Origin of the sequence: Vibrio sp. B183 (assembly GCF_000740665.1) — a bacterium.
Classification (GTDB): Bacteria; Pseudomonadota; Gammaproteobacteria; order Enterobacterales; family Vibrionaceae; genus Vibrio; species Vibrio coralliilyticus.
The window spans coordinates 58,001-80,907 of sequence record NZ_JPQB01000012.1 but is presented as its reverse complement, the minus strand read 5'-3'; the positions used below and the strand labels follow the sequence as shown (position 1 = coordinate 80,907).

Genomic DNA, 22,907 nt, shown 5'->3' with positions numbered 1-22,907 from the left:
AAGTATTCAAATAATCGAGAAACATCAACTAATGCGCCTATTTTCAATCTCAACTATTAAGCTCACCAGCGTTGTACTTGCAGCGAGCCTGCTGTCTGCCTGTGGTTTCCATCTCCGTGGTGATTACTCTATCCCGGAAGATCTCGACACGATGTCTCTTACCAGTTATGACCAGTACAGTACGTTTACCCGAATGATGAAAGCCCAACTGCGTATGAGTGAGATTGAAGTTGTTCCGCCTTCTGACAATATCCCGAATCTTCATTTAGTAAGTGAAGGTGTTGGTGAACGTACACTTTCTCTTTATCAAAATACTCGTGCGGCAGAGAAGGAACTTACCTTCCGAGCGTCTTACCGTGTAACTATCCCTGAACTAGGTTCGAAGACCTTTTCAACCAGTGTTACTCGAAGCTACTTAGATAACCCGCTAACAGCGCTGGCGAAGTCAGTGGAACGCGATATGATCGAAGATGAAATGCGTAAACTGGCTGCAACTCAGATCATTCGTCAAATGGCACGTTTAAAGGCAGATATCGAAGCTAACGAGCTTGATATGGAAGAGCAAGAGATCCAACTAAAAACAGACGAAGAGCAGTACCGAATCAAAACCTATTCGTCAGATGAGCCTCAAGGAGCGTCTGACAGTAACTCAACGGTTCAATAGAATCCTATGCGAATCTTCGCAGATCGACTGGTGGAGCAGCTCAATAAGCAACTCCACCCCACTTACCTGATTTTTGGCAATGAGCCATTACTACTACAAGAATCTCGTCAGTCCATTCAAAAAGCCGCTTACACTCAGGGCTTTGAAGAACGACATCGTTTCGCAGTAGACAACAGCTTTGATTGGAACTTGGTGTATGACAGTTGCCAAGCATTAAGCCTGTTTTCATCGCGCCAATTGATTGAGTTAGAACTCCCAGAATCAGGAGTAAACGCGGCGATTGCAAAAGAGCTAGTAGGCATTTCAGAAGTGTTGCACAGTGACATCATTTTAGTCGTGATTGGCACTAAGCTCACCAAAGCACAAGAAAATGCTAAGTGGTTTAAAGCCTTGTCCTCCCGTGGCTGCTGGGTAAATTGTCTCACCCCAGACCTCAGCCGCCTGCCTCAGTTTGTCCAGTCACGCTGCAGAGCACTGAACCTGAATCCGGATGCGGAAGCGATTCAGATGTTGGCTCAGTGGCATGAAGGCAACTTGTTTGCATTGACACAAAGCTTGGAAAAACTCGCCCTTTTGTACCCCGATGGGCAGTTAAACCTCATCAGACTCGAAGAATCATTGAGCCGACACAATCATTTTACGGCATTCCACTGGTCAGATGCTCTGCTAGCAGGTAAAGCTAACCGAGCTCAGCGAGTATTAAGACAACTAGAAGCGGAAGGCGTTGAAGCGGTAATTTTGCTTCGAACCATTCAGAAAGAGTTGACTCAGTTACTCTCGATGCAGCAGCAAATGCAATCGCAAACTATAGGACAAGTATTTGAACGCTACCGGATATGGCAATCAAAGCGGCCACTGTACTCTGCGGCGTTAAACCGTCTTTCACAGACAAAGATCACTCAGCTAATCCAGTTAATTGCTAAAGCCGAAGTTATCTCTAAAACTCAATATGAGATTTCAAGTTGGCCACTATTGCATCAGTTAAGTACTGAGATGTGCTTGCCACAAGTGAAGCTTTAAAAAGCGTGATATACTGCGCCGCTTTGATTTTAAACCGAATAAACAAACGAGGAACTGACTTTGCAACTTGAAGAACTGAATGATTTTCTAGTAGATAAAGCCGACGACATGAAAGCACAGGACATTAAAACACTTGATGTTCAAGGCAAATCCAGCATCACAGACTACATGATTATCTGCACAGGCACTTCAAAACGCCACGTTGCCTCTATTGCTGAACACGTAGCAAAAGAATCAAAAATGGCTGGACTTGAACCACTAGGCATCGATGGTGAAAGTGAAGGTGAGTGGGTCGTCCTTGATATGGGCACGACCATTGTTCATGTCATGCAGGAAGAACAACGCGAGCTATATCAACTGGAAAAACTCTGGGGCTAAGCGATGAAACTGCAATTGATCGCCGTTGGCACTAAAATGCCCAAATGGGTTGAAGAAGGCTTTCAAGAATATAAGCGCCGGTTTCCTCACGATATGCCACTGGAACTTGTTGAAATTCCAGCCGGAAAACGGGGAAAAAATGCCGATATTGCAAGGATTCTGCAAAAAGAAGGCGAAGCCATGCTGGCTGCGGTGCCAAAAGGCAATCGAATTGTTACCCTAGATATTCCCGGCAAAAAGTGGGATACCCCTCAGCTGGCGCAGCAACTAGACAGTTGGAAATTAGATGGCCGCGATGTTTCCATTCTTATTGGCGGCCCGGAAGGGTTAGCTCCAGCTTGTAAAGCGGCGGCCGATCAAAGCTGGTCGCTCTCTGCACTCACCTTGCCCCACCCTCTGGTTCGCATCGTGATGGCAGAAAGCCTGTATCGAGCCTGGAGTATCACTGCTAATCACCCATATCACCGAGAATAAGCGTCAATGTTAAGGAAGCGTACCCGAATCAGGGATTATCAAGAAGAAGCACGGCTGTTTAAAAGCCGGGCTATTGTCGCTTTCATTGGTATTGTCACTATGGTTGGCCTGTTAGTGGCCAACCTCTATAACATCCAGATCAATCAGTACCAAGATTACAAAACCCGCTCAAACGATAACCGTATCAAAGTTGTTCCTATCGCACCAAACCGCGGGTTGATCTATGACCGCAATGGTCAATTACTTGCTGAAAATCGACCTGTCTTTAATTTGGAAATTACTCCAGAAAAAATTAAAGATATGGAAGCCACTATCGCTGGTCTTCAAGAATTCATTGAAATAACTCCAGAGCAAGTCGAACGCTTCGAGAGGGAAAGACGCCAGACCCGACGTTTCAAATCAGTGCCAATACTGACTCAGCTCACGCAAGAACAGGTCGCCAAGTTTTCGGTCAATCAGCATAAATTTCCCGGTGTCGCTGTCAACGCAAGCTTAAAACGCCATTACCCATACGGCGATGTTTTGACCCATGTGATTGGTTATGTGTCACGTATTAATGACCGCGACATGCAGCGTTTAATCCGCGAGGAAAAAGACGCCAACTATCAAGCGACACGTGATATCGGTAAGCTCGGTATAGAACGATATTACGAAGATCTGCTTCACGGAACGGCCGGTTATCAGGAAGTCGAAGTCAATAGCCGCGGTCGTATTATCCGTACCTTGAAGTACATTCCGCCAGTTCCCGGCAAAGACATCGTGCTCAATCTCGATATAAATTTGCAGCTATACATTCACAAATTACTCGCTGGACGTCGTGGTAGTGCCGTAGTGCTCGATCCCAAAGACAACGGTGTGTTGGCCATGGTCTCGAGCCCAAGCTACGACCCCAATGCTTTCGTGCATGGCATTTCTGGCAAAGCCTACAGTGCTCTTCTCAACGATAAGAACCGTCCATTGGTTAACCGGGCCACTCTCGGCATCTATCCACCAGCATCGACAATTAAACCATTTTTAGCGGTAGCGGCTCTGGAAGAAGGCGTCATCACTCCATACACCACGCGTAATGACCCTGGTTACTGGAAGATTCCTAACTCTAAAACAAGGCCTTTCCGAGATTGGCTACGTTGGGGACACGGTAAAGTTAATATCGTCAAATCGATAGAAGAGTCCGTAGATACCTTCTTTTATCAGATAGCCTACGACATGGGCATCGATCGAATCTCTCGCTGGATGATGATGTTTGGTTTTGGTGAAAAAACCGGCATCGATATCTATGAAGAGAGCAAAGCAAACATGCCCACTCGTGAATGGAAAATGGCTCGTCACCGTGTACCTTGGTATCAGGGAGACACCATTCCTGTCGGCGTAGGCCAAGGGTATTGGACAGCAACACCTATGCAAATTGCGAAAGCGACCTCTGTGTTGGTTAACCGAGGCGAAGTGATCGCTCCTCACCTATTGAGAGCTACCATCGACAATGGTCAGAAATTTGATAAACAAGTGATGTCTGAGATCGAGACTTACCCGCCAATTACTGACGTCAAAGAAAAATTCTGGGACTTGTCGATAGAAGGGATGCGACTGGTTAACCACGGTAAAAAAGGTACAGCAAGACGATCCTTCTACAATACGCCTTACGTCAGTGGTGGTAAATCTGGTACTGCGCAGGTATTCGGCTTAGCAGAAGATGAAGAATACAACGCGGATGAAATTGCTGAACACTTAAGAGATCACGCTCTATTCACCGGTTTTGCTCCATTAGAAGAACCTGAAGTGGTAGTGACGGTCGTACTTGAAAATGCGGGCGGAGGCTCTTCACAAGGCGGTCCAGTGGTCAGACAGGTCTTTGACCGCGTGTTAGTAGAAGATAAAGAGGCGAAAAAATAATGGATTTTGATCCTGCTACAGGCCAAAACCGAGCGCTATTCGAGCGCTTCCATATCGACTTGCCTTTACTGCTAGGTATTTTGGTATTAATGGGCTTCGGCCTGGTCGTAATGTACAGCGCCAGTGGCCAAAGCTTAGCGATGATGGATCGACAAGCGATGCGTATGGGGCTATCACTCGGTGTGATGGTAATTCTCGCTCAGATACCTCCCAGAACCTATGAATCTCTAGCTCCTCTAATGTTCATTGTCGGCGTTCTGCTGCTGTTCGGGGTTCTGTTTTTTGGTGAGGCTTCAAAAGGCGCGCAGCGTTGGTTAAACCTAGGCTTTGTTCGTTTCCAGCCTTCAGAGCTACTCAAACTTGCTGTTCCATTAATGGTTGCGCGCTTCATTGGTAAGCGTTCACTACCCCCAACGTTTCAGACTCTTGTGATGTCGTTGGTGATGGTCTTTGTACCAACCATTTTGATCGCGAAACAGCCCGATTTAGGCACTTCAATTCTAATTGCCGCCTCAGGAATTTTCGTTATCTTCCTTGCCGGCATCAGCTGGAAAATCATCTTCGCTGCGGCCTGTAGCCTTGGTGCATTTCTGCCAATCTTATGGTTCTTCCTGATGAGGGAGTACCAAAAAGTCCGAGTCCGTACTCTGTTTAATCCAGAATCCGACCCTCTTGGCGCTGGTTACCACATTATTCAAAGCAAGATTGCCATTGGTTCTGGCGGTATTGCTGGCAAAGGTTGGCTACAGGGTACTCAGTCTCAACTTGAGTTCTTACCAGAACGTCACACCGACTTTATTTTTGCGGTGATAGCCGAAGAATGGGGCCTGATTGGTATTCTGATTCTGCTTAGCTTGTATCTATTTATCATCGGACGTGGCCTAGTGCTAGCAAGTAAAGCGCAAACGGCTTTTGGCCGTATGATGGCAGGCAGTATCGTCCTCAGCTTCTTTGTTTATGTATTCGTAAACATTGGTATGGTCAGTGGCATCTTGCCAGTCGTAGGTGTTCCGCTGCCTCTGATTAGCTATGGCGGTACGTCCATGGTGACCTTAATGGCAGGCTTTGGCATATTAATGTCGATCCACACTCATAGAAAAGCATTTTCGAAGGCAACTTAAATGACAATAAATAAACCTCTGCTAGGCACGCTATGCGCCGTAACCATTCTAGCAGGTTGTTCCTCTGCGCCTTCAAAGCGTTATACGATAGACGATGATATTGCACCGGATGCCCCGATCTCTGTCGATCATATCGAAGATGCAAACCCTCAGTACGAACCTTACAGTTTGGGCGGCAATAGCGACTATACGCTTCGTGGACAACGCTACCAGATCATAAGAGAGCCCAAAGGATTTACTCAGGAAGGACAGGCATCTTGGTACGGGAAGAAGTTCCACGGTCACCTAACTTCCAACGGCGAAGTGTACGATATGTATTCCATGACGGCGGCGCATAAGACCTTACCGATACCGAGTTATGTCAAAGTAACCAATCAAGATAATGGTAAAACAGCCATTGTACGCGTTAACGATCGTGGTCCCTTTCATGAAGGTCGGATTATCGACCTCAGCTTTGCAGCCGCCACCAAATTAGATGTGGTCCGTACAGGCACTGCCAATGTGTCAATAGAGGTCATCTCCGTCGATAAGCCAACGGAAGCACATAAACAAAAAGCACTACCAAAGTTCGTTGTTCAGGTTGCGTCTTCACAACATGAAGATAGAGTACGAACTTTAGCGCAAGATCTGAGTCAAACACTTTCGGTAAAGAGCTATATCAGCTCGGATAAAAACCTTCACCGCGTGTTTTTAGGCCCGTTTGATGACTATATGCTGACGCAAAAGGCCTTAGAGCAAGTTAAGCTGATGGGCTATTCGAGTGCTTTTATAAAATCCCAGTAGTCCTCAATCCAGTGTGAGGTACGCCGCACACTGGTTTGAGCGATTGTTTCTGTTAATATATGGACAGTTAATAAAAACCTGTAGTCAATATGAAAAAAACAACGCTAATTAAATCCGTTTTTGCGTCTTCTATTGCGCTTTCTGCAACTTTCGCATCATCTTCATTTGCCACCCCAATTGTTGTACCAGACGCTCCTCAAATCGCCGCGAAAGGCTACGTTTTGATGGACTATAACTCAGGCAAGATCCTCGCAGAGAAAGAGATGAACACTAAGTTGTCTCCTGCAAGTCTGACCAAAATGATGACCAGTTACGTGATCGGCCAAGAACTAGAGCGTGGTAATATTTCGCTTCAGGACGACGTAACCATCAGCAAGAATGCGTGGGCTAAAAACTTCCCAGATTCTTCAAAGATGTTTATCGAAGTCGGCACGACAGTTAAAGTCGAAGAACTTAACCGAGGCATCATTGTTCAATCGGGTAACGATGCATGTGTTGCGATGGCAGAGCATATTGCAGGGTCGGAAGATGCCTTCGTGGATCTGATGAATGCTTGGGCGGATACGCTCGGCATGAAAGACACTCACTTTGCTAACGTTCACGGCTTAGACAACCCTAACCTGTACTCGACGCCTTACGATATGGCGCTACTTGGCCAAGCATTAATTCGTGATGTCCCAGACGAGTACCGAATTTACTCAGAGAAGAAATTCACCTACAACGGCATTACCCAATACAACCGCAACGGCTTACTTTGGGACAAGAGCATGAACGTTGACGGTATTAAAACCGGTCACACAAGCAATGCGGGATATAGCCTAGTGAGCTCGGCCACTGAAGGTAAAATGCGCCTTGTTGCGGTCGTCATGGGCACTAAGAATGCAAACGCACGTAAATCAGAAAGCAAAAAGCTACTGAGTTACGGCTTCCGCTTCTTTGAAACTGTTGCTCCACATAAAGCTGGTGAAACCTTCGTTGAAGAAAAAATCTGGATGGGCGACAAAGATACCGTTGCACTGGGTCTAGATCAGGACACTTACGTTACCCTTCCTCGTGGACAGGCCAAAAACCTTCAGGCGAGCTTCGTACTTGAAAAAGAGCTGGAAGCCCCAATTAAGAAAGGTGACGTAGTTGGTAAGCTATACTATCAACTAGAAGGCGAAGATGTTGCTGAGTACCCACTTCTGGCATTAGAAGATGTCAATAAAGGTAGTCTGTTCAGCCGTCTGTGGGATTACATCGTGATGCTGTTTAAGAGCTTCCTGTAATTCAAACCACACATTCATCGAAAGCCGCATAATGCGGCTTTTTTTGTTCCTGCCAAACGCAAGTCGGCAGGATCTTGAGATTTAAAATTAATGGCAGTACTATTCCGCGCTGCTAAAACGACTTTCCAACTTGGAGTTTCAACATGTTGACTATCAACTCAGATGCAAAACTGAAAGACCTGCTTGAGTTCCCTTGCTCATTTACTTACAAGGTGATGGGCTATGCGAAACCTGAACTGCCAGAGAAGGTTCTAGAGGTGATCCAACGCCACGCTCCAGGTGATTACAGCCCTAGTGTAAAACCTAGTGCGAAAGGCAACTACCACTCAGTGTCTGTGACAATCACAGCGACTTCCATTGAACAGGTAGAAACGTTATACAAAGAATTGGGCGAGATTGATATCGTGCGCATGGTTCTATAATTTTATTTGATAAAGTAAAATTATTTTGAAAGCAGCGTAAGCTGCTTTCTTTTTAGATATCAAACAGATAATAATCCTGTATTTTATCAAGGGTTAAAAATGTGTTACTGGTATATAGTTCATTGACCAGAACCAGTTTATAATCCACAAACTTTATTTACGGGCAATAGGATTAGGGATGCACAACCAGCTTGTTGTTAAACACTTAGGTAGGCAAGATTATGAACCTATCTGGCAAGCCATGCATGACTTCACAGACACTCGTACAGAGGACACCTGTGACGAAGTTTGGCTAGTTGAACACAACCCAGTGTTTACACAGGGGCAAGCAGGTAAAGAAGAGCACCTGATCAATACGGGCGACATCCCAGTTGTTCAAAGCGACCGAGGGGGTCAGGTTACCTACCACGGTCCAGGTCAACTTGTGGCTTATTTCCTGATAAATTTACGTCGTAAAAAACTCGGTGTTAGAGATCTCGTCACTCATATTGAGAATCTCGTGATCAACACACTTAAAAATTACAATATTGAGTCAGCGGCACGACCGGATGCACCAGGCGTCTATGTTGATGGTAAAAAGATCTGCTCACTAGGATTGAGAATTCGTAAGGGATGCTCTTTCCACGGTTTAGCACTCAACGTAAATATGGACTTGTCACCATTTCTACGTATCAATCCATGCGGCTATGCTGGCATGGAAATGGTTCAGGTTAGCCAGCTTGGCGGACCGGATGATCTTACCCAGGTTGAGAAGACACTAGTCGAAGAACTTGTCACTTTGCTTAACTACGAGCAAGTGGAATTCAGCAAAGAGGCCTCTCCTACGCGATGAGAAGCAAAGAGAAGTAAAGAAAGCATGAGTAAACCAATCCAAATGGAAAAAGGCGTTAAATACCGTGACGCCGACAAGATGGCACTGATTCCAGTCAAGAACATGCCAACTGAGCAAAAAGAAATTCTGCGCAAACCAGACTGGATGAAGATCAAGCTGCCTGCTGACAGCCAACGTATTCAAGATATCAAATCGGCAATGCGTAAAAACAACCTTCACTCGGTATGTGAAGAAGCCTCTTGTCCAAACTTGGCTGAGTGTTTTAACCACGGCACGGCGACCTTTATGATTCTTGGCGCAATCTGTACTCGCCGCTGTCCATTCTGTGATGTCGCACATGGCCGCCCGGTTGCTCCAGAAGAGAATGAACCACAAAAGCTGGCTCAGACTATCTCCGACATGAAGCTAAAATACGTGGTTATCACTTCCGTAGACCGCGACGACCTTCGTGACGGTGGTGCCAAGCACTTCGCCGATTGTAACCGTGAGATTCGTGCCAAAAATCCAAACATCCGCATCGAGACTCTGGTTCCAGATTTCCGCGGCCGTATGGATGTAGCACTTGAATTAATGAAAGACAATCCACCAGATGTCTTCAACCATAATTTGGAAACGGCCCCTCGTCTGTATCGCAAAGCTCGTCCTGGTGCAAACTACAAATGGTCGCTGCAACTGCTTAAGAAATTCAAAGAGCAGCATCCAGATGTACCGACTAAATCAGGCTTGATGATGGGCCTAGGTGAAACCAAAGAAGAGATCGTCGAAGTCTTGAAAGACCTGCGTGCGCACGGTGTGACGATGCTGACTCTAGGCCAGTATTTGGCACCAAGTCGCCACCATCTTCCAGTGGAGCGTTACGTACCACCTTCAGAATTTGATGAGCTCAAAGAGATTGCTTTGGAGCTCGGCTTTACCCATGCTGCGTGTGGACCATTTGTCCGTTCTTCTTACCACGCTGACCTTCAGGCACAAGGTGTGGAAGTAAGCTAAGTGCTCTTTTAGTTAATAGAAAGGGCTGACTACATAAGTCAGCCCTTTTTAATTTCGTTTCTTGAATGAGACACAACTCTTCTATAGGCTTACCCCTAACAACACTAAAAAGTACATCTTCCAAGGAATTATTATGAAAAAATTAGGTTTTGTTGCTGTCGCTCTTGCCGCACTGACAGCAGGTTGCGCTTCTAATACACAGCAAGACAATTTCCGTGAAGCTTCTTTTGAGCTGTGTAATACAGAGGTTGAGCTTTACTCTGTAAGCGATGATGGTCGCGTACGTATCGTTTGTGCTGACGGTTCTAAATTTGCTCTAACTAGTGAAGCTACTCTAGAAACCATGCGTGACATCAACATCGATTACTGTGATGGTGAAGGCCTAGGTAAGTTCAGCGAAAGCCGCAAGTACTACTCTTTCAAATGTAAGTCAGGCACTCTGCTGAGCATTTCAAAATAAGCTCAAGCTAGAATCAAAAAAAGGTTGATATGATATCAACCTTTTTTATTTCATCTCATCCGTGGATTAAGCTACTTAAACGTTCTTACCGACAACACCTTACCGTTGCTGCCCCCCATGCTGGTCACTTCAACTTCTAGCGAGTTCATCGAGATAATGCCATCCGTTGAACAGATCACGAAGACATAGGCGCACGAAAATTTGTCTTCAAAAGGCATAGGAATACGGTTCCAGTAGAACTCGCTTGCTTTCGCATCAGTCCGGAATTTACGGTAATCGGCTGGAGCCGTAGAACCACTCTGCTTAGCAATATGCGCAGCAAAGACACGATTCTGGTCCTTATCCACACCAATAGCCATTTCACAGCCGCTGAAAGGGCCAGATGCCAACCAACCAACACCGCTGCCCGTGTAACGCCCTACCACCGCTTTCGTTTCAGCATAAGGTACCCATACGCCGGCATCGACTGATGAATCATCACGAGTCAAAACAACTTTACCATCGCGCTCCAGCAAAGTGACGCCATATTGCTTTTCCAAATAGCCATTTTCGCTGTTCTCTGGCCGGCATGATAGGCGTATATCCATTTCAATATTTTTGCCTACTAAAGCGGTCAGATTTTCTTTCGTTGGACGCATTCAACTCTCCCTTATGAATTACCAATTAAGACTAAGTATATAGGTTTAAACTCAATGCCAATCAATTATAGATATGAAACATTGTGATTATGTTTTCGTTTTTAATCGTTAATAAATGAGCAATATGTATGATAGGGGAAGTTAGAGGAAGACTGGTTTATCCAGTTGATCTTTATGAAGTAAACTCGCAAAAAATAAAAAGCCTCCCGAAGGAGGCTATTGCAGCATACAGTTAGTGAAACCAAAAACTGGAAGATTTATGGTTCTATGATGAGTGCTGTTTAAGCGTAAACAGGTAGACGCTTACAGATCTCTAGAACCTTGGCTTTAGTTGCCGAGATAACATCCTCATTTCCGATGTTATCTAGAACGTCACACATCCAGTTCGCTAGCTCTTTTGCATCTTCTTCAGTGAAACCACGACGAGTGATTGCTGGAGAGCCTACACGGATACCAGAAGTCACAAACGGGCTACGTGGATCGTTTGGTACTGAGTTCTTGTTTACCGTGATGTTTGCAGCGCCAAGTGCTGCATCTGCATCTTTACCTGTGATGTCTTTGTCGATGAGGTCAACTAGGAACAGGTGGTTCTCTGTACCGTTAGAAACGATCTTGTAACCACGCTCTTGGAACTGGGCAACCATCGCTTTAGCGTTCTTCACTACGCGCGCTTGGTATGCTTTGAATTCCGGCTCCATTGCTTCTTTGAACGCTACCGCTTTACCTGCAATAACATGCATCAGAGGACCACCCTGACCACCAGGGAATACCGCTGAGTTCAACTTCTTGTACATATCTTCGCCAGCGTTAGACAGGATTAGACCACCACGTGGACCTGCTAGTGTCTTGTGCGTTGTCGTCGTCACTACGTGAGCGTGAGGGACTGGCGTTGGGTATTCGCCTGCTGCGATTAGACCCGCAACGTGCGCCATGTCTACGAACAGGTACGCGCCGGCTTTGTCTGCGATTTCACGCATGCGAGCCCAGTCAACGATTTGAGAGTAAGCCGAGAAGCCGCCGATAATCATCTTAGGCTTGTGCTCTAGAGCAAGTTGCTCCATTTCGTCGTAGTTGATTTGACCCGCTTTGTCGATACCGTAAGGAATCACGTTGTAATGTTTACCAGAGAAGTTTACTGGTGAGCCATGAGTCAAGTGACCACCATGCGCTAGGCTCATACCTAGAACAGTATCACCTGGATTTAGCAATGCCATGTACACAGCGCTGTTTGCTTGTGAGCCCGAGTGAGGTTGAACGTTAGCGTACTCACAGCCGAATAGCAGACATGCACGATCAATTGCTAAAGCTTCCGCTTTATCAACGTATTCACAACCGCCGTAGTAACGCTTACCAGGGTAGCCTTCAGCGTATTTGTTTGTTAGCTGAGAACCTTGAGCTTCCATTACACGTGGACTCGTGTAGTTTTCAGAAGCGATTAGTTCAATATGTTCTTCCTGGCGAAGAGTTTCTTCTTGGATTGCTGCGAACAGTTCCGCATCGTAATCTGCGATGTTCATATCACGCTTTAGCATCTGTATCTCCTGACTCAGATTTAAACTGAAATTTGCAAAAAACCTACCAATGACCCTATTAATCTACGTAAATTGACTCACGCAAACGTTTGCATCACGTTAATAGCGCGCATTCTACATAATTTGATCTTGGCCATAAAGAGAAAGTTTTACTTTTTCTCATGCAGATTCTTCATGTGGTTCTACAAGGATTGTCATATTGTCACCTTTCTAAAACGTATAAATATGAAAAGTGTCAATTTTTCCCTTTACACCCCGTAAAACGATAATTACATAGGTTTACCTTAAATTTGCTTCTCAAGCTACCGAAAACCTCATTTTTTAAATAGTATGCGCGCCATTATCTACTGTAAAAGTTTCAAATTGATGGAAAAACACTCACGCAAAGAAGATTGGATTGCTATTTTAACAGGAACATTTCTGGTCGCTCAGGGCGTTTTCTTCCTCCAATCTGCAAATCTGTTAACCGGAGGCACCACAGGTTTGGCCCTGCTTATGAGCCAGTTTGTGTCGCTTTCCTTCGGTACGCTTTACTTTTTGGCCAACAGTCCTTTTTATTTACTCGCGTGGAAGCGTTTTGGCTCAAGATTTGCCTTCAACAGTGCTATTTCTGGTGCCTTGGTTTCTGTGTTTGCAGACCACCTATCTCTGGTCGTCAGCCTTGAAACGGTCAACGTTGTGTATTGCGCGGTTGCCGGTGGGTTACTGATGGGTTTGGGTATGCTTATACTGTTCCGTCATCGCTCAAGTCTCGGCGGTTTCAACGTACTTTGCCTGTTTATTCAGGATAAGTTCGGCATTTCAGTGGGCAAATCTCAGCTAGCCATCGATTGTTGCATCTTGTTCGCTTCATTCTTTTTTGTCTCTCCTGAAGTCATCGGGTTATCCATTCTGGGCGCTATCCTGCTCAATGTTGTGTTAGCTATGAATCACAAACCAACCCGTTATTCCGTCAATTACGGTTGAGAACCACTAGATAAAAAAAGCCCGCGAATTGCGGGCTTTTACGTTATTGGTCGCTGCGATTAGTGTGAGGTTCTGGCCTTCACATCATGGCTTAGCTCTTTGTTCAGTTCAGCTTCCACATGACCCGGTGACTGCGTACTTGCTGAAATCAGTCGGTACATCGCAGGGATAACAAACAAAGTCACCAGCGTTGCGAAACCCATACCGAAGAAGATCACCGTACCTACCGCAACTCGGCTTTCATAACCTGCCCCTGTCGATAAGATCAACGGAATTGCACCAGCAAGCGTGGTGAATGCCGTCATCATGATTGGGCGCAGACGACGTGCTGCGGCATCGACAATCGCTTTCTCAAATTCGAAGCCGCGATCACGAAGCTGGTTCGCAAACTCAACGATCAGGATACCGTTCTTGGTCACCATACCAATCAACATGATCATGCCAATCTGGCTGTAGATATTCAGCCCCTGACTCATAAAGAACAAGCCCAAGAAGCCGCCAAATACCCCCATAGGGACAGTGAACATCACCACCAGTGGGTTAATGAAACTTTCAAACTGCGCTGCCAAGACCAAGTACGCGACCAAAAGTGCTAAGCCAAACACCACCAGAATACTGGATTGGTTCTCTTTATAATCTTTCGATTCACCAGAGTAGCTGACTGAGATATCGCCCGGCAGAATGTCCACCGCTTGTTGATCTAGGAAGTCCAGTGCCTGACCTAAGGTATACCCGTCAGACAAGTTTGCCGTTACGGTAATCGATTTCTGTTTGTTGTAGTGCGACAAACGAATCGACGAAGCCACTTCTTCAATCTTGGTGACCGCATCCAGTGTCACCAACTCGCCAGAACTGGTTCGCAGATAAATCTGGCTCAGATCCGTCGCGTTATTGAAGCTGTTCTCATCACCGCGCAAATAAACATCATATTCTTCACCACGCTCGACAAAAGTCGTTTCACTCTTACCGCCAAGCATAATTTCTAAGGTCTCAGAAATCTCTGATACGCTGATACCCAACTCTGCCGCACGTTGTTTATCAACCGTCACCACCAGCTCAGGGGTTCGCTCAGAATAGTTGATGTCCGCCCCTTCCATGATCGGAGACTCTTCTGCTAACTGCTCAAGCTTTTCGGCCCACTGTTTCAGCTCAGGGTAATCAGAACCACCTAACACGAACTGGACGGGCTCACTAGAGCCACCTCTGAAGCCCGGCATAAATGGGAAAACACGAACATCAGGAATACCAACCAGTGCCTTTCTCACTTCTCCTAGTGCCTGCTGAGCCGTTACATCACGATCATTCCAGTCATCCAGAATCATGATGACAAAACCCGTCTGGTCACCGGCGTTACCGCCAAAGGCTGGCGATTGAATACTGAAGGACTTAAGAAAACCTTCGCCCAGTAGCGGCAACAAGCGCTCCTCGACGATATCCATGTTCGCAGCCATGCGGTTGTAACTGGTAGCATCAGCGCCACGAACAAAGGCAAAGATCACCCCGCGGTCTTCAGATGGCGTGAGCTGAGAAGGCACTTGCTTCATCAAGCCCCAACTTCCGCCGATACAGGTCAAAATGATCAGAGGCGCCGCCCATTTCCATTTCAAGGCTCCACGCAATACTTTACGGTAACCGTTTTCCAGACGACCAAACATGCGATCGATGAAACGGTTAAAGCGGTTTGGTTTCACGTTAGCCTTTAATAGTTGGCTGCCCAGTACTGGAGTCAGAGTCAATGCAATCAGTGATGAGAAAATCACCGACATCGCCAACAGTACCGAAAACTCGGTAAACAGCAGGCCGACCATACCATCCATAAACGAGATGGGCAGGAAAACCATGACCAGTACCAGAGTTGTCGCCACAACGGCAAAGCCAACTTCACGTGTCCCTTTGTATGCCGCCAACAGCGGTTTTTCACCCCGCTCGATATGGTGGAAGATGTTCTCCACCACCACGATGGCGTCATCGACCACCAATCCAATCGACAATATCAGCGCCATCAGCGTGATAAGGTTGATGGAAAAACCGAAGTAGTAAGCGGCCATGAAGGATGAAATCAAAGAAACAGGCACCGTTACTGCTGGGATCAGCGTGGCTCGTGCCTGACCAATGAATATGTACAGCACGAGAATGACCAGACCACCGGTAATAAACAGAGTGCTATACACTTCCGCTATCGAACGCTCAATAAAAACGGTTGAATCATAGTCGATGGCAAGACGAGTTCCTGATGGAAGGAACTGCTGGATTTTTTCCACTTCATCATGCACTAAGTCCGCCACTTCAAGCGGGTTAGCGTCCGATTGAGGCACAATACCCATGCTGACGTTAACAACACCATCACTCTTAAAGGTCGAGTTTTCGTTCTCCGCGCCAATATAGACATCAGCCACATCTTTCAGGTAGATGGGGGTATTGTCACTGGCGCGCTTGACCACCAAATATTCAAAATCTTCAGCCACGCTGTAGCTGCGAGCAGTACGAACCGACATTACGATCTGATCGTTACGTACCTCGCCGCCCGGGCTTTCAATATTTTCGTTGTTGAGTGCCGCAGTAATGTCAGACGTTGTGACTCCACGCCCCGCCATCTGAGCAGGTTTCAGCTTAACGTACATGACTTTGTACAAGCCACCAGACACGTCCACCGAACTTACACCTGAGATCAAACTGAATCTGTCGAGTAGGACTCGGTCAACATAATCCGTCAACTGCGTCCGATCCATTTCTGAAGAACTCAGATTGATGTAGAGAGACGCTTCACCGGAGCCATTATTCTTATAAACAATCGGATCATCCGCCTCATCAGGCAAGGAACGCTGCGCACGTGCAACCGCATCCCGAACGTCACTGACACCAGTATTGAGATCATACCCGAGCTCAAAAGTAATCGTGATTCGTGAACTGCCATTACGCGTGGTCGATTCAATTTCGTCAATACCGCTGATACCAGAAAGCTGATCTTCCAGTGCAGACGTAATTTGGCTTTCAATAATGGTCGCTGAAGCGCCTTCATAACGAGTACTGATTGAAACAACCGGACTTTCAATATCCGGCATTTCGCGTACCGCCAGTTTACTGAAAGAGACAATACCAAATACACACAGCAGCAAGCTGAGAACAACCGCCGCAACAGGTCGTTTTACTGAAGCATCAGATAACCACATTAGCTATTACCTTCTTGCTTATTACTCAGTGGTTTGCCATCTTCACCCAGTTCATTCACGGCCACGCCATCGCGCATATTCACTATGCCTTGAACAACGATTTTCTGGCCGATATCCAAGCCTTTTTCAATCACGACCTGGTTGCCGATACGAGCGCCTAAGAAGACTTCAGTGCGAACCGCTTTGTTGTCATCTCCAACTACGTAGACGTAACGTTTGGTGCCAGAATATTCGAGTGCTTGAACAGGAATAATCGGCGCTTCCATTGGAGGAAAATCCATATCCGCAGCCACTAACATACCTGGTTTGAGGCTTTGTTTCGGATTGTCAAAGTGGATACGAACCCTCAAGTTAAGGGTTTCTTCATTGATTCGTGAATCGATACCAACAACTTCACCACTGAAGACAGCATCATTCCATGCTGCCGTCTTTGCTGTCACTTTCATGCCTTTAGAGATCTGAGATAGATAGCGCTCCGGCACTTGTAAATCTAACTGCATTACTGAAAGATCATCCAGTGCCACTAACTCATCACCAGCACTGACCATTTTGCCTAAGCTGAAATCCACGAAGCCCACGGTGCCGGAAAACGGTGCTGTAATATGTAAGTCACTCAAGTTAGCATTCGCGGCATCAAGACGTGCTTTCGCGATTTCTACACTGGTTTTCTGCGCGTCTATTTCTGTCTGAGTAATCGCATTGCGTGCCACCAGACGTTCAAATTCTCGCAACTTACGCTCTTCATCTTTAAGGTACGCTTGAGCCTCCGCTACACTGGCTCGGGCTTTATCGTCATTAAGCTGAATCAGCATCTGGCCTTGTTTGACTTCCTGATTCGCCTTAACGGCAATGACATCCACCTTTCCGGTCACTTCCGAAGAGACCACAACAGATTGCTCAGCTTCCAGCTTTCCAACTAAAGACAGGGACTGAGAAACTTGATGAACCTGGACCTGTTCAGTCACCACAGTAACTGTCTGTGGACCTTGTCGTTTAGCTTGCACTGCAGGTGCTGCGGCTAGAATAGACAACGACAAAACGCTCAGAATAATTTTATTTTTCATGTTTAAATTCTGCCTCAAAAAACTCCGTACATTGTACTCGTTAAACCGCGCTGGAAACGTCAAGTAATGTAAAGAGAGAGCAATAAACTGTAAGTTTAGACGTTGATTACGTGAGCTTTTAGGTTAATTACTGGCATCTTTGCCCAAAAAGCCAGCATTCAATTCAAAATCATAAGAAAAGGCTTTACAGGTTTAGCGAGTTTGCTATGATGCGCTCCGCACTTGAGTGATGTGTTGGGAAATCATTTCTTAAGTATAAAAATACCCTGGAGGGGTTCCCGAGTGGCCAAAGGGATCAGACTGTAAATCTGCTGGCACTGCCTTCGATGGTTCGAATCCGTCCCCCTCCACCATATTAAATGCTTGATTGATGCGTTGGGAAAACGTCAGTTAAGGATAAAAAGCCCTGGAGGGGTTCCCGAGTGGCCAAAGGGATCAGACTGTAAATCTGCTGGCACTGCCTTCGATGGTTCGAATCCGTCCCCCTCCACCATATTGAACGCTTGATTGTTGTGTTGGGAGAACATCAGTTAAGGATAAAAATACCCTGGAGGGGTTCCCGAGTGGCCAAAGGGATCAGACTGTAAATCTGCTGGCACTGCCTTCGATGGTTCGAATCCGTCCCCCTCCACCATATTGAACGCTTGATTGTTGTGTTGGGAAAACATCAGTTAAGGATAAAAATACCCTGGAGGGGTTCCCGAGTGGCCAAAGGGATCAGACTGTAAATCTGCTGGCACTGCCTTCGATGGTTCGAATCCGTCCCCCTCCACCATATCAGCAAAAAGCCAGCTCATTGAGCTGGCTTTTTTCGTTTCTACTTTCCAGTTACGCATAAAAAATGCCCCGCACAAGCGAGGCAATGAAGAAAACACTATAGGGGGTGTGTTTACTCTTCAATCAAAATAATGCGTGTCTCGTAAGGACGTAGAGTTTGAGTTTGAGCAACGGATTCAGGCAAAGCGTAGTTGCCTAATACATATTTAGCACAGTCCACCTTGAAGGACTCTGGTAGTGCACATTGTGCTTCCACGCCATAATAGTTGTTGAGACAAATCAGCGTCTGTTTGGCGCTCTTACGTTGATAGCCAAAGATCTGGTCGTGATTCGGATACAGATCTTGATAGTCCCCTGTCGTGATCACTTCAATCTCTTTGCGCAATTGAATTAACTTCTGATAGAAGTAAAAAACCGAGTCACTGTCATCAACGGCTTTAGCTGCGTTCACTTGAGGATAATTTTCTGCCACCGCCAACCAAGGTTGAGCCTGAGAGAAACCAGCATACTGCTCGTCATTCCATTGCATTGGTGTACGTGAGTTGTCACGGGACTTCTGAGCCAGAATATCTATCATCTCTTCGTTACTGACACCTTGCTGGTTGACCATGATGTCATACATATTGGTGCTTTCCACATCACGGTATTGCTCTATCGAGCTATAGCCGGGATTGGTCATCCCAATCTCTTCCCCTTGATAAATGTATGGTGTGCCTTGCATCATATGGACAGAGGCTCCCAACATTTTGGCGGATTCCACTCGATAATTTTTGTCATCGCCTAAGCGGCTAACAACACGTGGCTGATCATGATTACACCAGAACAGTGCTCCCCAACCTTTGCCGTTCAATCCTGTTTGCCAATGGTTAAAGATCTGTTTTAGTTGTGAGAAATCAAAAGGCGCTTTGGTCCATTTCTCGCCATTTGGGTAATCCACTTTGAGATGGTGGAAGTTAAACACCATCGACAGTTCTTTGTTATCCACATTGGAATACTGCTGGCAGTGTTCCAATGTGGTAGACGACATTTCGCCAACCGTAACGCTGCCATATTTTTGGAACACAGCTTCGCTGATTTCCTGCAAGTATTCATGTACACGAGGGCCATCTGTGTAAAAGCAGCGACCGTCACCAATATCATCATTCGGGAAATCTTGCTGCTTAGAAATTAGGTTAATCACATCAAGACGGAAGCCATCCACTCCTTTCTCAGCCCAGAAGCTGATGACCTTTTTCACTTCCTCACGAACTGTCGGGCTCTCCCAATTAAGATCCGCTTGCTCTTTGGCAAAGAGGTGCAGAAAATACTGGCCCGTTTGCTCATCCATTTCCCAAGCACTTCCGCCAAACTTGGACTGCCAGTTGTTTGGAACGTCACCTGCAACCGGATCTTTCCAAATGTAGTAATCACGGTATGGGCTACTCTTATCCCCCAGCGCAGATTGGAACCAAGCGTGCTCGGTAGAAGTGTGGTTAACGACAATGTCCATGATGATGCGAATACCGCGCTGGTGCGCTTCACTCAGTAGACAATCAAAATCCTCCATGCTGCCAAACTGAGGGTTAATAGCGTAGTAGTCTGAGATGTCATAACCATTATCAATCATCGGAGACTGATAGACTGGTGTTAGCCAAATGGCATCAATACCGAGCAATTTTAAGTAATCGAGCTTAGAAATGATGCCCTTAATATCTCCTGTTCCTTTACTGCCGCTATCACAGAAGCTCTTCGGGTAAATCTGATATATCGAAGCCGTTTTCCACCAGTTCGCATCATTTGTGATTGTTGTCATTGCTAAACTCACTTACCAAAAAATAAAAAATCGAAAAAATAGCAGAAGCGATCGCCGAATTGCGATCGCTCCTTTTTGTTTGAGCTTAAGCGTTTGCAGGCTCTAGCTCGCCTTTCATTTGTGCACGCTTGTAGAAGAACAGGGTCAGTACTGCTGGCAGTGCAATCGCCACCAGCATTGCAATCGCGTAGATGCCCCAGAATTGTGGTTGGATAGACAAAATGCCCGGCAGGCCACCCACACCGATGCCATTAGCCATCACACCTGCACTACCACAGATCGCTGCAGCAATAGCACTACCGATCATCGCACTCAGCATTGGGAATTTGTATTTAAGGTTAATACCGTACATCGCTGGCTCGGTGACACCTAGATAAGCAGAGATAGCCGCAGGTACTGAGATATCACGCTCACCGTGTTTCTTACTGATGATGATGATACCGACAACCGCTGATGCCTGAGCAATGTTAGACAGTGCAATCAAAGGCCAGATTGGAGTACCACCTAGGTCTTGCATCAACTGCAGATCAACAGCGTTGGTTGTATGGTGAATACCGGTAATCACCAAAGGTGCATACAGGAAGCCAAACACCATTGAACCAATCACAGCGAAATCACCCGTCATTGCTGCTTTCGCGGCAAACGCCACACCATCACCCAATACGCGACCGAACGGGCCAATCAGAGAGTGCGCCAATACAACAGAAACGATGATAGAAACGAAAGGAACAACAACCAAATATAGGTAAGAAGGAACAATACGCTTAAGGTTCGTTTCGATAAACGCCAACGCGATACCCGCTAACATGGCTGGAATAACCTGAGCCTGATAGCCCACCTTCTCGATAGCAAATAAGCCGAAGTCCCACACTTCTGGCACTTGCTTACCAATCAGATACGCATTCATCAGTTGAGGGGAGACCAAAGTGACACCAAGTGTAATGCCGAGAATCGGTGTACCACCGAGTTTCTTCACTGTTGACCAACAGACGCCAACAGGCAGGAAGAAGAAAATAGCTTCACCAATTAACCATAGGAAGCTGTGAACGGTCTCCCAGAACTGGCTGATTTCCGTCAATGATTGACCATCAAACATCTTGATGTCGCCAATCACGTTGCGGAAGCCCAAGATCAAACCACCTGTAATGATTGCTGGTAACAGTGGTACAAAGATTTCAGCAAGATGGGAGATACCACGTTCCAAAATGTTCATATTCTGACGTGCAGCCTGTTTGGATTCATCTTTCGACGCTTCAGACTTACCCGACAGTTCAATCAGAACTTTATACACTTCATCAACTTCAGTACCGACAACAACTTGAAACTGACCCGCATTAGTGAAACAGCCTTTCACGAGCGGCAGTGCTTCCAGTGCTTTGGTATCGGCTTTATTTGTGTCATTTAATACAAAGCGAAGGCGCGTCAGACAGTGGCTTACACTGGCGATGTTATCGCGACCGCCAACCAGTTCTATCAGACGCTCAACCTCTTGTTTCGCAATCTTACTCATATCCTTGTCCACCCTAAATTGGTTTCTCGTTCAGATCAGAACTCTCTGATCAAAAGGTTAGTTATAATTAATTTGGGAACATTCCCAATTTGTATTTATTATATTGTCAAATCTATCGAAACAGATAAATGGGAACAATCCCATTAATTGAATGAGATCACAGTATAATTTTAAACCATAGAGAAAAGAGAGGCTTAACTCAGGATTGGTTCCTGAGTAAGGTGCACCAGTTCAGACTCTCCATTAAGCTGAGAAATCAATAGCTTGGCAGCTCTTTCTCCAGCCTGAGCATAACCCGGGTCAATACTGAATACTCTCGGAAATAGAAAAGACAGCAGCTCATTACCACCGACACCAGTCACCATCACGTCTTCCCTATCCAACTCCTGAAGACGCTTAATTACACCGAGTGCCAAAGTATCACTGGCACACACAATTGCCTGGGTGGTTGGATTCAACACTTTATCCACCAGCTGATAAGCGCTTTCGTGATGAAGGTGACCTGTTTGGTAGTTAGGGGATAATCGCTGCTCTGAACACCAATCTAAGTATGCATTGAGACGAATCTGCCCAGTAGTTCGGTCTGAAGGATCAACACCAATAAAAGCAATCTCATTCACCGATTGGCGCTGAAGGTGTTCCAGTGCACAGCGAATGACGCCTGTATTGTCGTAGTTTATCGATGAGGTTGCGTCGGTATCCATAGCAATCACCAGTGAACGATGTTGCCAACTAGAGAGACGTTCAATGTCAAAATCACTAAAGCCAAACACAATCACGCCGTCAACATTGCGTCTGCGTAGGACGTCGAGATGCTCATTGGTCATCTTGCGGTCAAATTGGCTTTCCATGATCACCGCATCATAGCCGTTACTGTAGAGAACTTGCAGCATGCTGCTGACAGCTTTGTTTTCCGATGGCGAATCAAGACGCGAAATGATAACCCCAACCACTTTCTGACTGCCGCCACGCATCGCTTGCGCCGACTTAGAAGGCACATAGCCAGACTCTTCAATCACACGCTCAACTTTGGCACGAGTTTCCGGTTTGACTTTAGGATCATTAGTTAACACACGGGAAACCGTAGATTTACCAACGCCAGAAAGTTTCGCAATATCAAGGATGGTCAGTTTTTTATTCATAATGCTGTGGATTC

Annotated in this window: 20 protein-coding genes and 4 tRNA genes; 17 read left to right on the top strand and 7 right to left on the bottom strand. The window is 46.1% G+C overall.

The window, feature by feature from the left end; translation table 11 throughout:
- Positions 1-31 precede the first annotated feature (31 nt).
- The 12 genes from IX95_RS13310 (at position 32) to IX95_RS13255 (ending at position 10,302) form a co-directional block, all read left to right on the top strand.
- Positions 32-664: an LPS-assembly lipoprotein LptE gene (locus IX95_RS13310; protein ID WP_038160828.1), complete on the top strand. Its 633-nt coding sequence runs from the start codon at positions 32-34 to the stop codon at positions 662-664.
- A 6-nt stretch (positions 665-670) separates the two neighbouring features.
- The gene (gene holA / locus IX95_RS13305) at positions 671-1,684 is read left to right on the top strand and encodes a DNA polymerase III subunit delta (RefSeq protein WP_038160825.1); all 1,014 of its coding nucleotides are present in this window, start codon (positions 671-673) and stop codon (positions 1,682-1,684) included.
- A gap of 60 nt (positions 1,685-1,744) precedes the next feature.
- Positions 1,745-2,062: a ribosome silencing factor gene (gene rsfS / locus IX95_RS13300; RefSeq protein ID WP_006957358.1), complete on the top strand. Its 318-nt coding sequence runs from the start codon at positions 1,745-1,747 to the stop codon at positions 2,060-2,062.
- 3 nt (positions 2,063-2,065) lie between these two features.
- Positions 2,066-2,536 (top strand): 23S rRNA (pseudouridine(1915)-N(3))-methyltransferase RlmH, encoded by a 471-nt coding sequence (gene rlmH / locus IX95_RS13295; RefSeq protein ID WP_006957357.1) that lies wholly within the window; start codon positions 2,066-2,068, stop codon positions 2,534-2,536.
- 6 nt (positions 2,537-2,542) lie between these two features.
- The gene (gene mrdA, locus IX95_RS13290; protein ID WP_038160822.1) at positions 2,543-4,426 is read left to right on the top strand and encodes a penicillin-binding protein 2; all 1,884 of its coding nucleotides are present in this window, start codon (positions 2,543-2,545) and stop codon (positions 4,424-4,426) included.
- Positions 4,426-5,547, top strand: coding sequence for a rod shape-determining protein RodA (rodA, locus tag IX95_RS13285; protein ID WP_038160820.1), 1,122 nt, complete (start codon positions 4,426-4,428; stop codon positions 5,545-5,547). Before mrdA ends, rodA begins: the two co-directional genes overlap by 1 nt.
- Positions 5,548-6,330 carry a septal ring lytic transglycosylase RlpA family protein gene (locus tag IX95_RS13280; protein ID WP_038160817.1) on the top strand — a complete coding sequence of 261 codons (783 nt, stop codon included), beginning with the start codon at positions 5,548-5,550 and terminating at the stop codon, positions 6,328-6,330.
- A gap of 89 nt (positions 6,331-6,419) precedes the next feature.
- Positions 6,420-7,598: a serine hydrolase gene (locus IX95_RS13275; RefSeq protein ID WP_006957353.1), complete on the top strand. Its 1,179-nt coding sequence runs from the start codon at positions 6,420-6,422 to the stop codon at positions 7,596-7,598.
- A gap of 143 nt (positions 7,599-7,741) precedes the next feature.
- A complete protein-coding gene (gene ybeD / locus IX95_RS13270) occupies positions 7,742-8,020 on the top strand; it encodes a DUF493 family protein YbeD (RefSeq protein ID WP_006957352.1) in 279 nt (92 codons plus the stop codon).
- 178 nt (positions 8,021-8,198) lie between these two features.
- Positions 8,199-8,852 (top strand): lipoyl(octanoyl) transferase LipB, encoded by a 654-nt coding sequence (gene lipB / locus IX95_RS13265; protein WP_006957351.1) that lies wholly within the window; start codon positions 8,199-8,201, stop codon positions 8,850-8,852.
- A gap of 24 nt (positions 8,853-8,876) precedes the next feature.
- Positions 8,877-9,842 carry a lipoyl synthase gene (gene lipA, locus IX95_RS13260; RefSeq protein WP_006957350.1) on the top strand — a complete coding sequence of 322 codons (966 nt, stop codon included), beginning with the start codon at positions 8,877-8,879 and terminating at the stop codon, positions 9,840-9,842.
- Between the two features lie 133 nt (positions 9,843-9,975).
- The gene (locus tag IX95_RS13255; RefSeq protein ID WP_019277808.1) at positions 9,976-10,302 is read left to right on the top strand and encodes a hypothetical protein; all 327 of its coding nucleotides are present in this window, start codon (positions 9,976-9,978) and stop codon (positions 10,300-10,302) included.
- A gap of 71 nt (positions 10,303-10,373) precedes the next feature.
- On the opposite strand, the gene IX95_RS13250 is transcribed toward IX95_RS13255, so the two are convergent.
- Together IX95_RS13250 and glyA are read right to left on the bottom strand one after the other, a co-directional pair.
- Positions 10,374-10,940, bottom strand: a complete 567-nt coding sequence (locus IX95_RS13250) for a hypothetical protein (protein ID WP_006957348.1) — start codon at positions 10,938-10,940, stop codon at positions 10,374-10,376.
- Between the two features lie 281 nt (positions 10,941-11,221).
- Complete coding sequence (glyA, locus tag IX95_RS13245; RefSeq protein ID WP_038160812.1) at positions 11,222-12,472, bottom strand: serine hydroxymethyltransferase; 1,251 nt, start codon at positions 12,470-12,472, stop codon at positions 11,222-11,224.
- 366 nt (positions 12,473-12,838) lie between these two features.
- Here glyA and IX95_RS13240 point away from each other — a divergent pair, with 366 nt between their 5' ends.
- Positions 12,839-13,438 carry a YitT family protein gene (locus tag IX95_RS13240; protein ID WP_006957346.1) on the top strand — a complete coding sequence of 200 codons (600 nt, stop codon included), beginning with the start codon at positions 12,839-12,841 and terminating at the stop codon, positions 13,436-13,438.
- 59 nt (positions 13,439-13,497) lie between these two features.
- Here the strand turns inward: IX95_RS13240 and vexH are convergent, their stop codons facing one another.
- Entirely contained in the window at positions 13,498-16,608 is a 3,111-nt protein-coding gene (gene vexH, locus IX95_RS13235; RefSeq protein ID WP_038160808.1) for a vibriobactin export RND transporter permease subunit VexH, read from the bottom strand.
- On the bottom strand, positions 16,608-17,672 hold the full coding sequence (locus IX95_RS13230; RefSeq protein WP_038160804.1) for an efflux RND transporter periplasmic adaptor subunit: 1,065 nt from the start codon (positions 17,670-17,672) through the stop codon (positions 16,608-16,610). The genes vexH and IX95_RS13230 overlap by 1 nt, the downstream gene beginning before the upstream one ends.
- Before the next feature lie 268 nt (positions 17,673-17,940).
- Here IX95_RS13230 and IX95_RS13225 point away from each other — a divergent pair.
- The 4 genes from IX95_RS13225 (at position 17,941) to IX95_RS13210 (ending at position 18,447) form a co-directional block, all read left to right on the top strand.
- Positions 17,941-18,025, top strand: a tRNA-Tyr gene (locus tag IX95_RS13225).
- Positions 18,026-18,080: 55 nt separating this feature from the next.
- A tRNA-Tyr gene (locus IX95_RS13220) sits at positions 18,081-18,165 on the top strand.
- A 56-nt stretch (positions 18,166-18,221) separates the two neighbouring features.
- Positions 18,222-18,306, top strand: a tRNA-Tyr gene (locus IX95_RS13215).
- A 56-nt stretch (positions 18,307-18,362) separates the two neighbouring features.
- Positions 18,363-18,447, top strand: a tRNA-Tyr gene (locus IX95_RS13210).
- Between the two features lie 114 nt (positions 18,448-18,561).
- Here the strand turns inward: IX95_RS13210 and treC are convergent.
- The 3 genes from treC to treR all read right to left on the bottom strand — a co-directional run bounded on the left by treC (position 18,562) and on the right by treR (position 22,893).
- On the bottom strand, positions 18,562-20,241 hold the full coding sequence (gene treC, locus IX95_RS13205) for an alpha,alpha-phosphotrehalase (RefSeq protein ID WP_038160801.1): 1,680 nt from the start codon (positions 20,239-20,241) through the stop codon (positions 18,562-18,564).
- An 85-nt stretch (positions 20,242-20,326) separates the two neighbouring features.
- Positions 20,327-21,751, bottom strand: coding sequence for a PTS trehalose transporter subunit IIBC (gene treB / locus IX95_RS13200; protein ID WP_038160799.1), 1,425 nt, complete (start codon positions 21,749-21,751; stop codon positions 20,327-20,329).
- 194 nt (positions 21,752-21,945) lie between these two features.
- Complete coding sequence (gene treR, locus IX95_RS13195; protein WP_038160797.1) at positions 21,946-22,893, bottom strand: trehalose operon repressor TreR; 948 nt, start codon at positions 22,891-22,893, stop codon at positions 21,946-21,948.
- Positions 22,894-22,907: the final 14 nt, after the last annotated feature.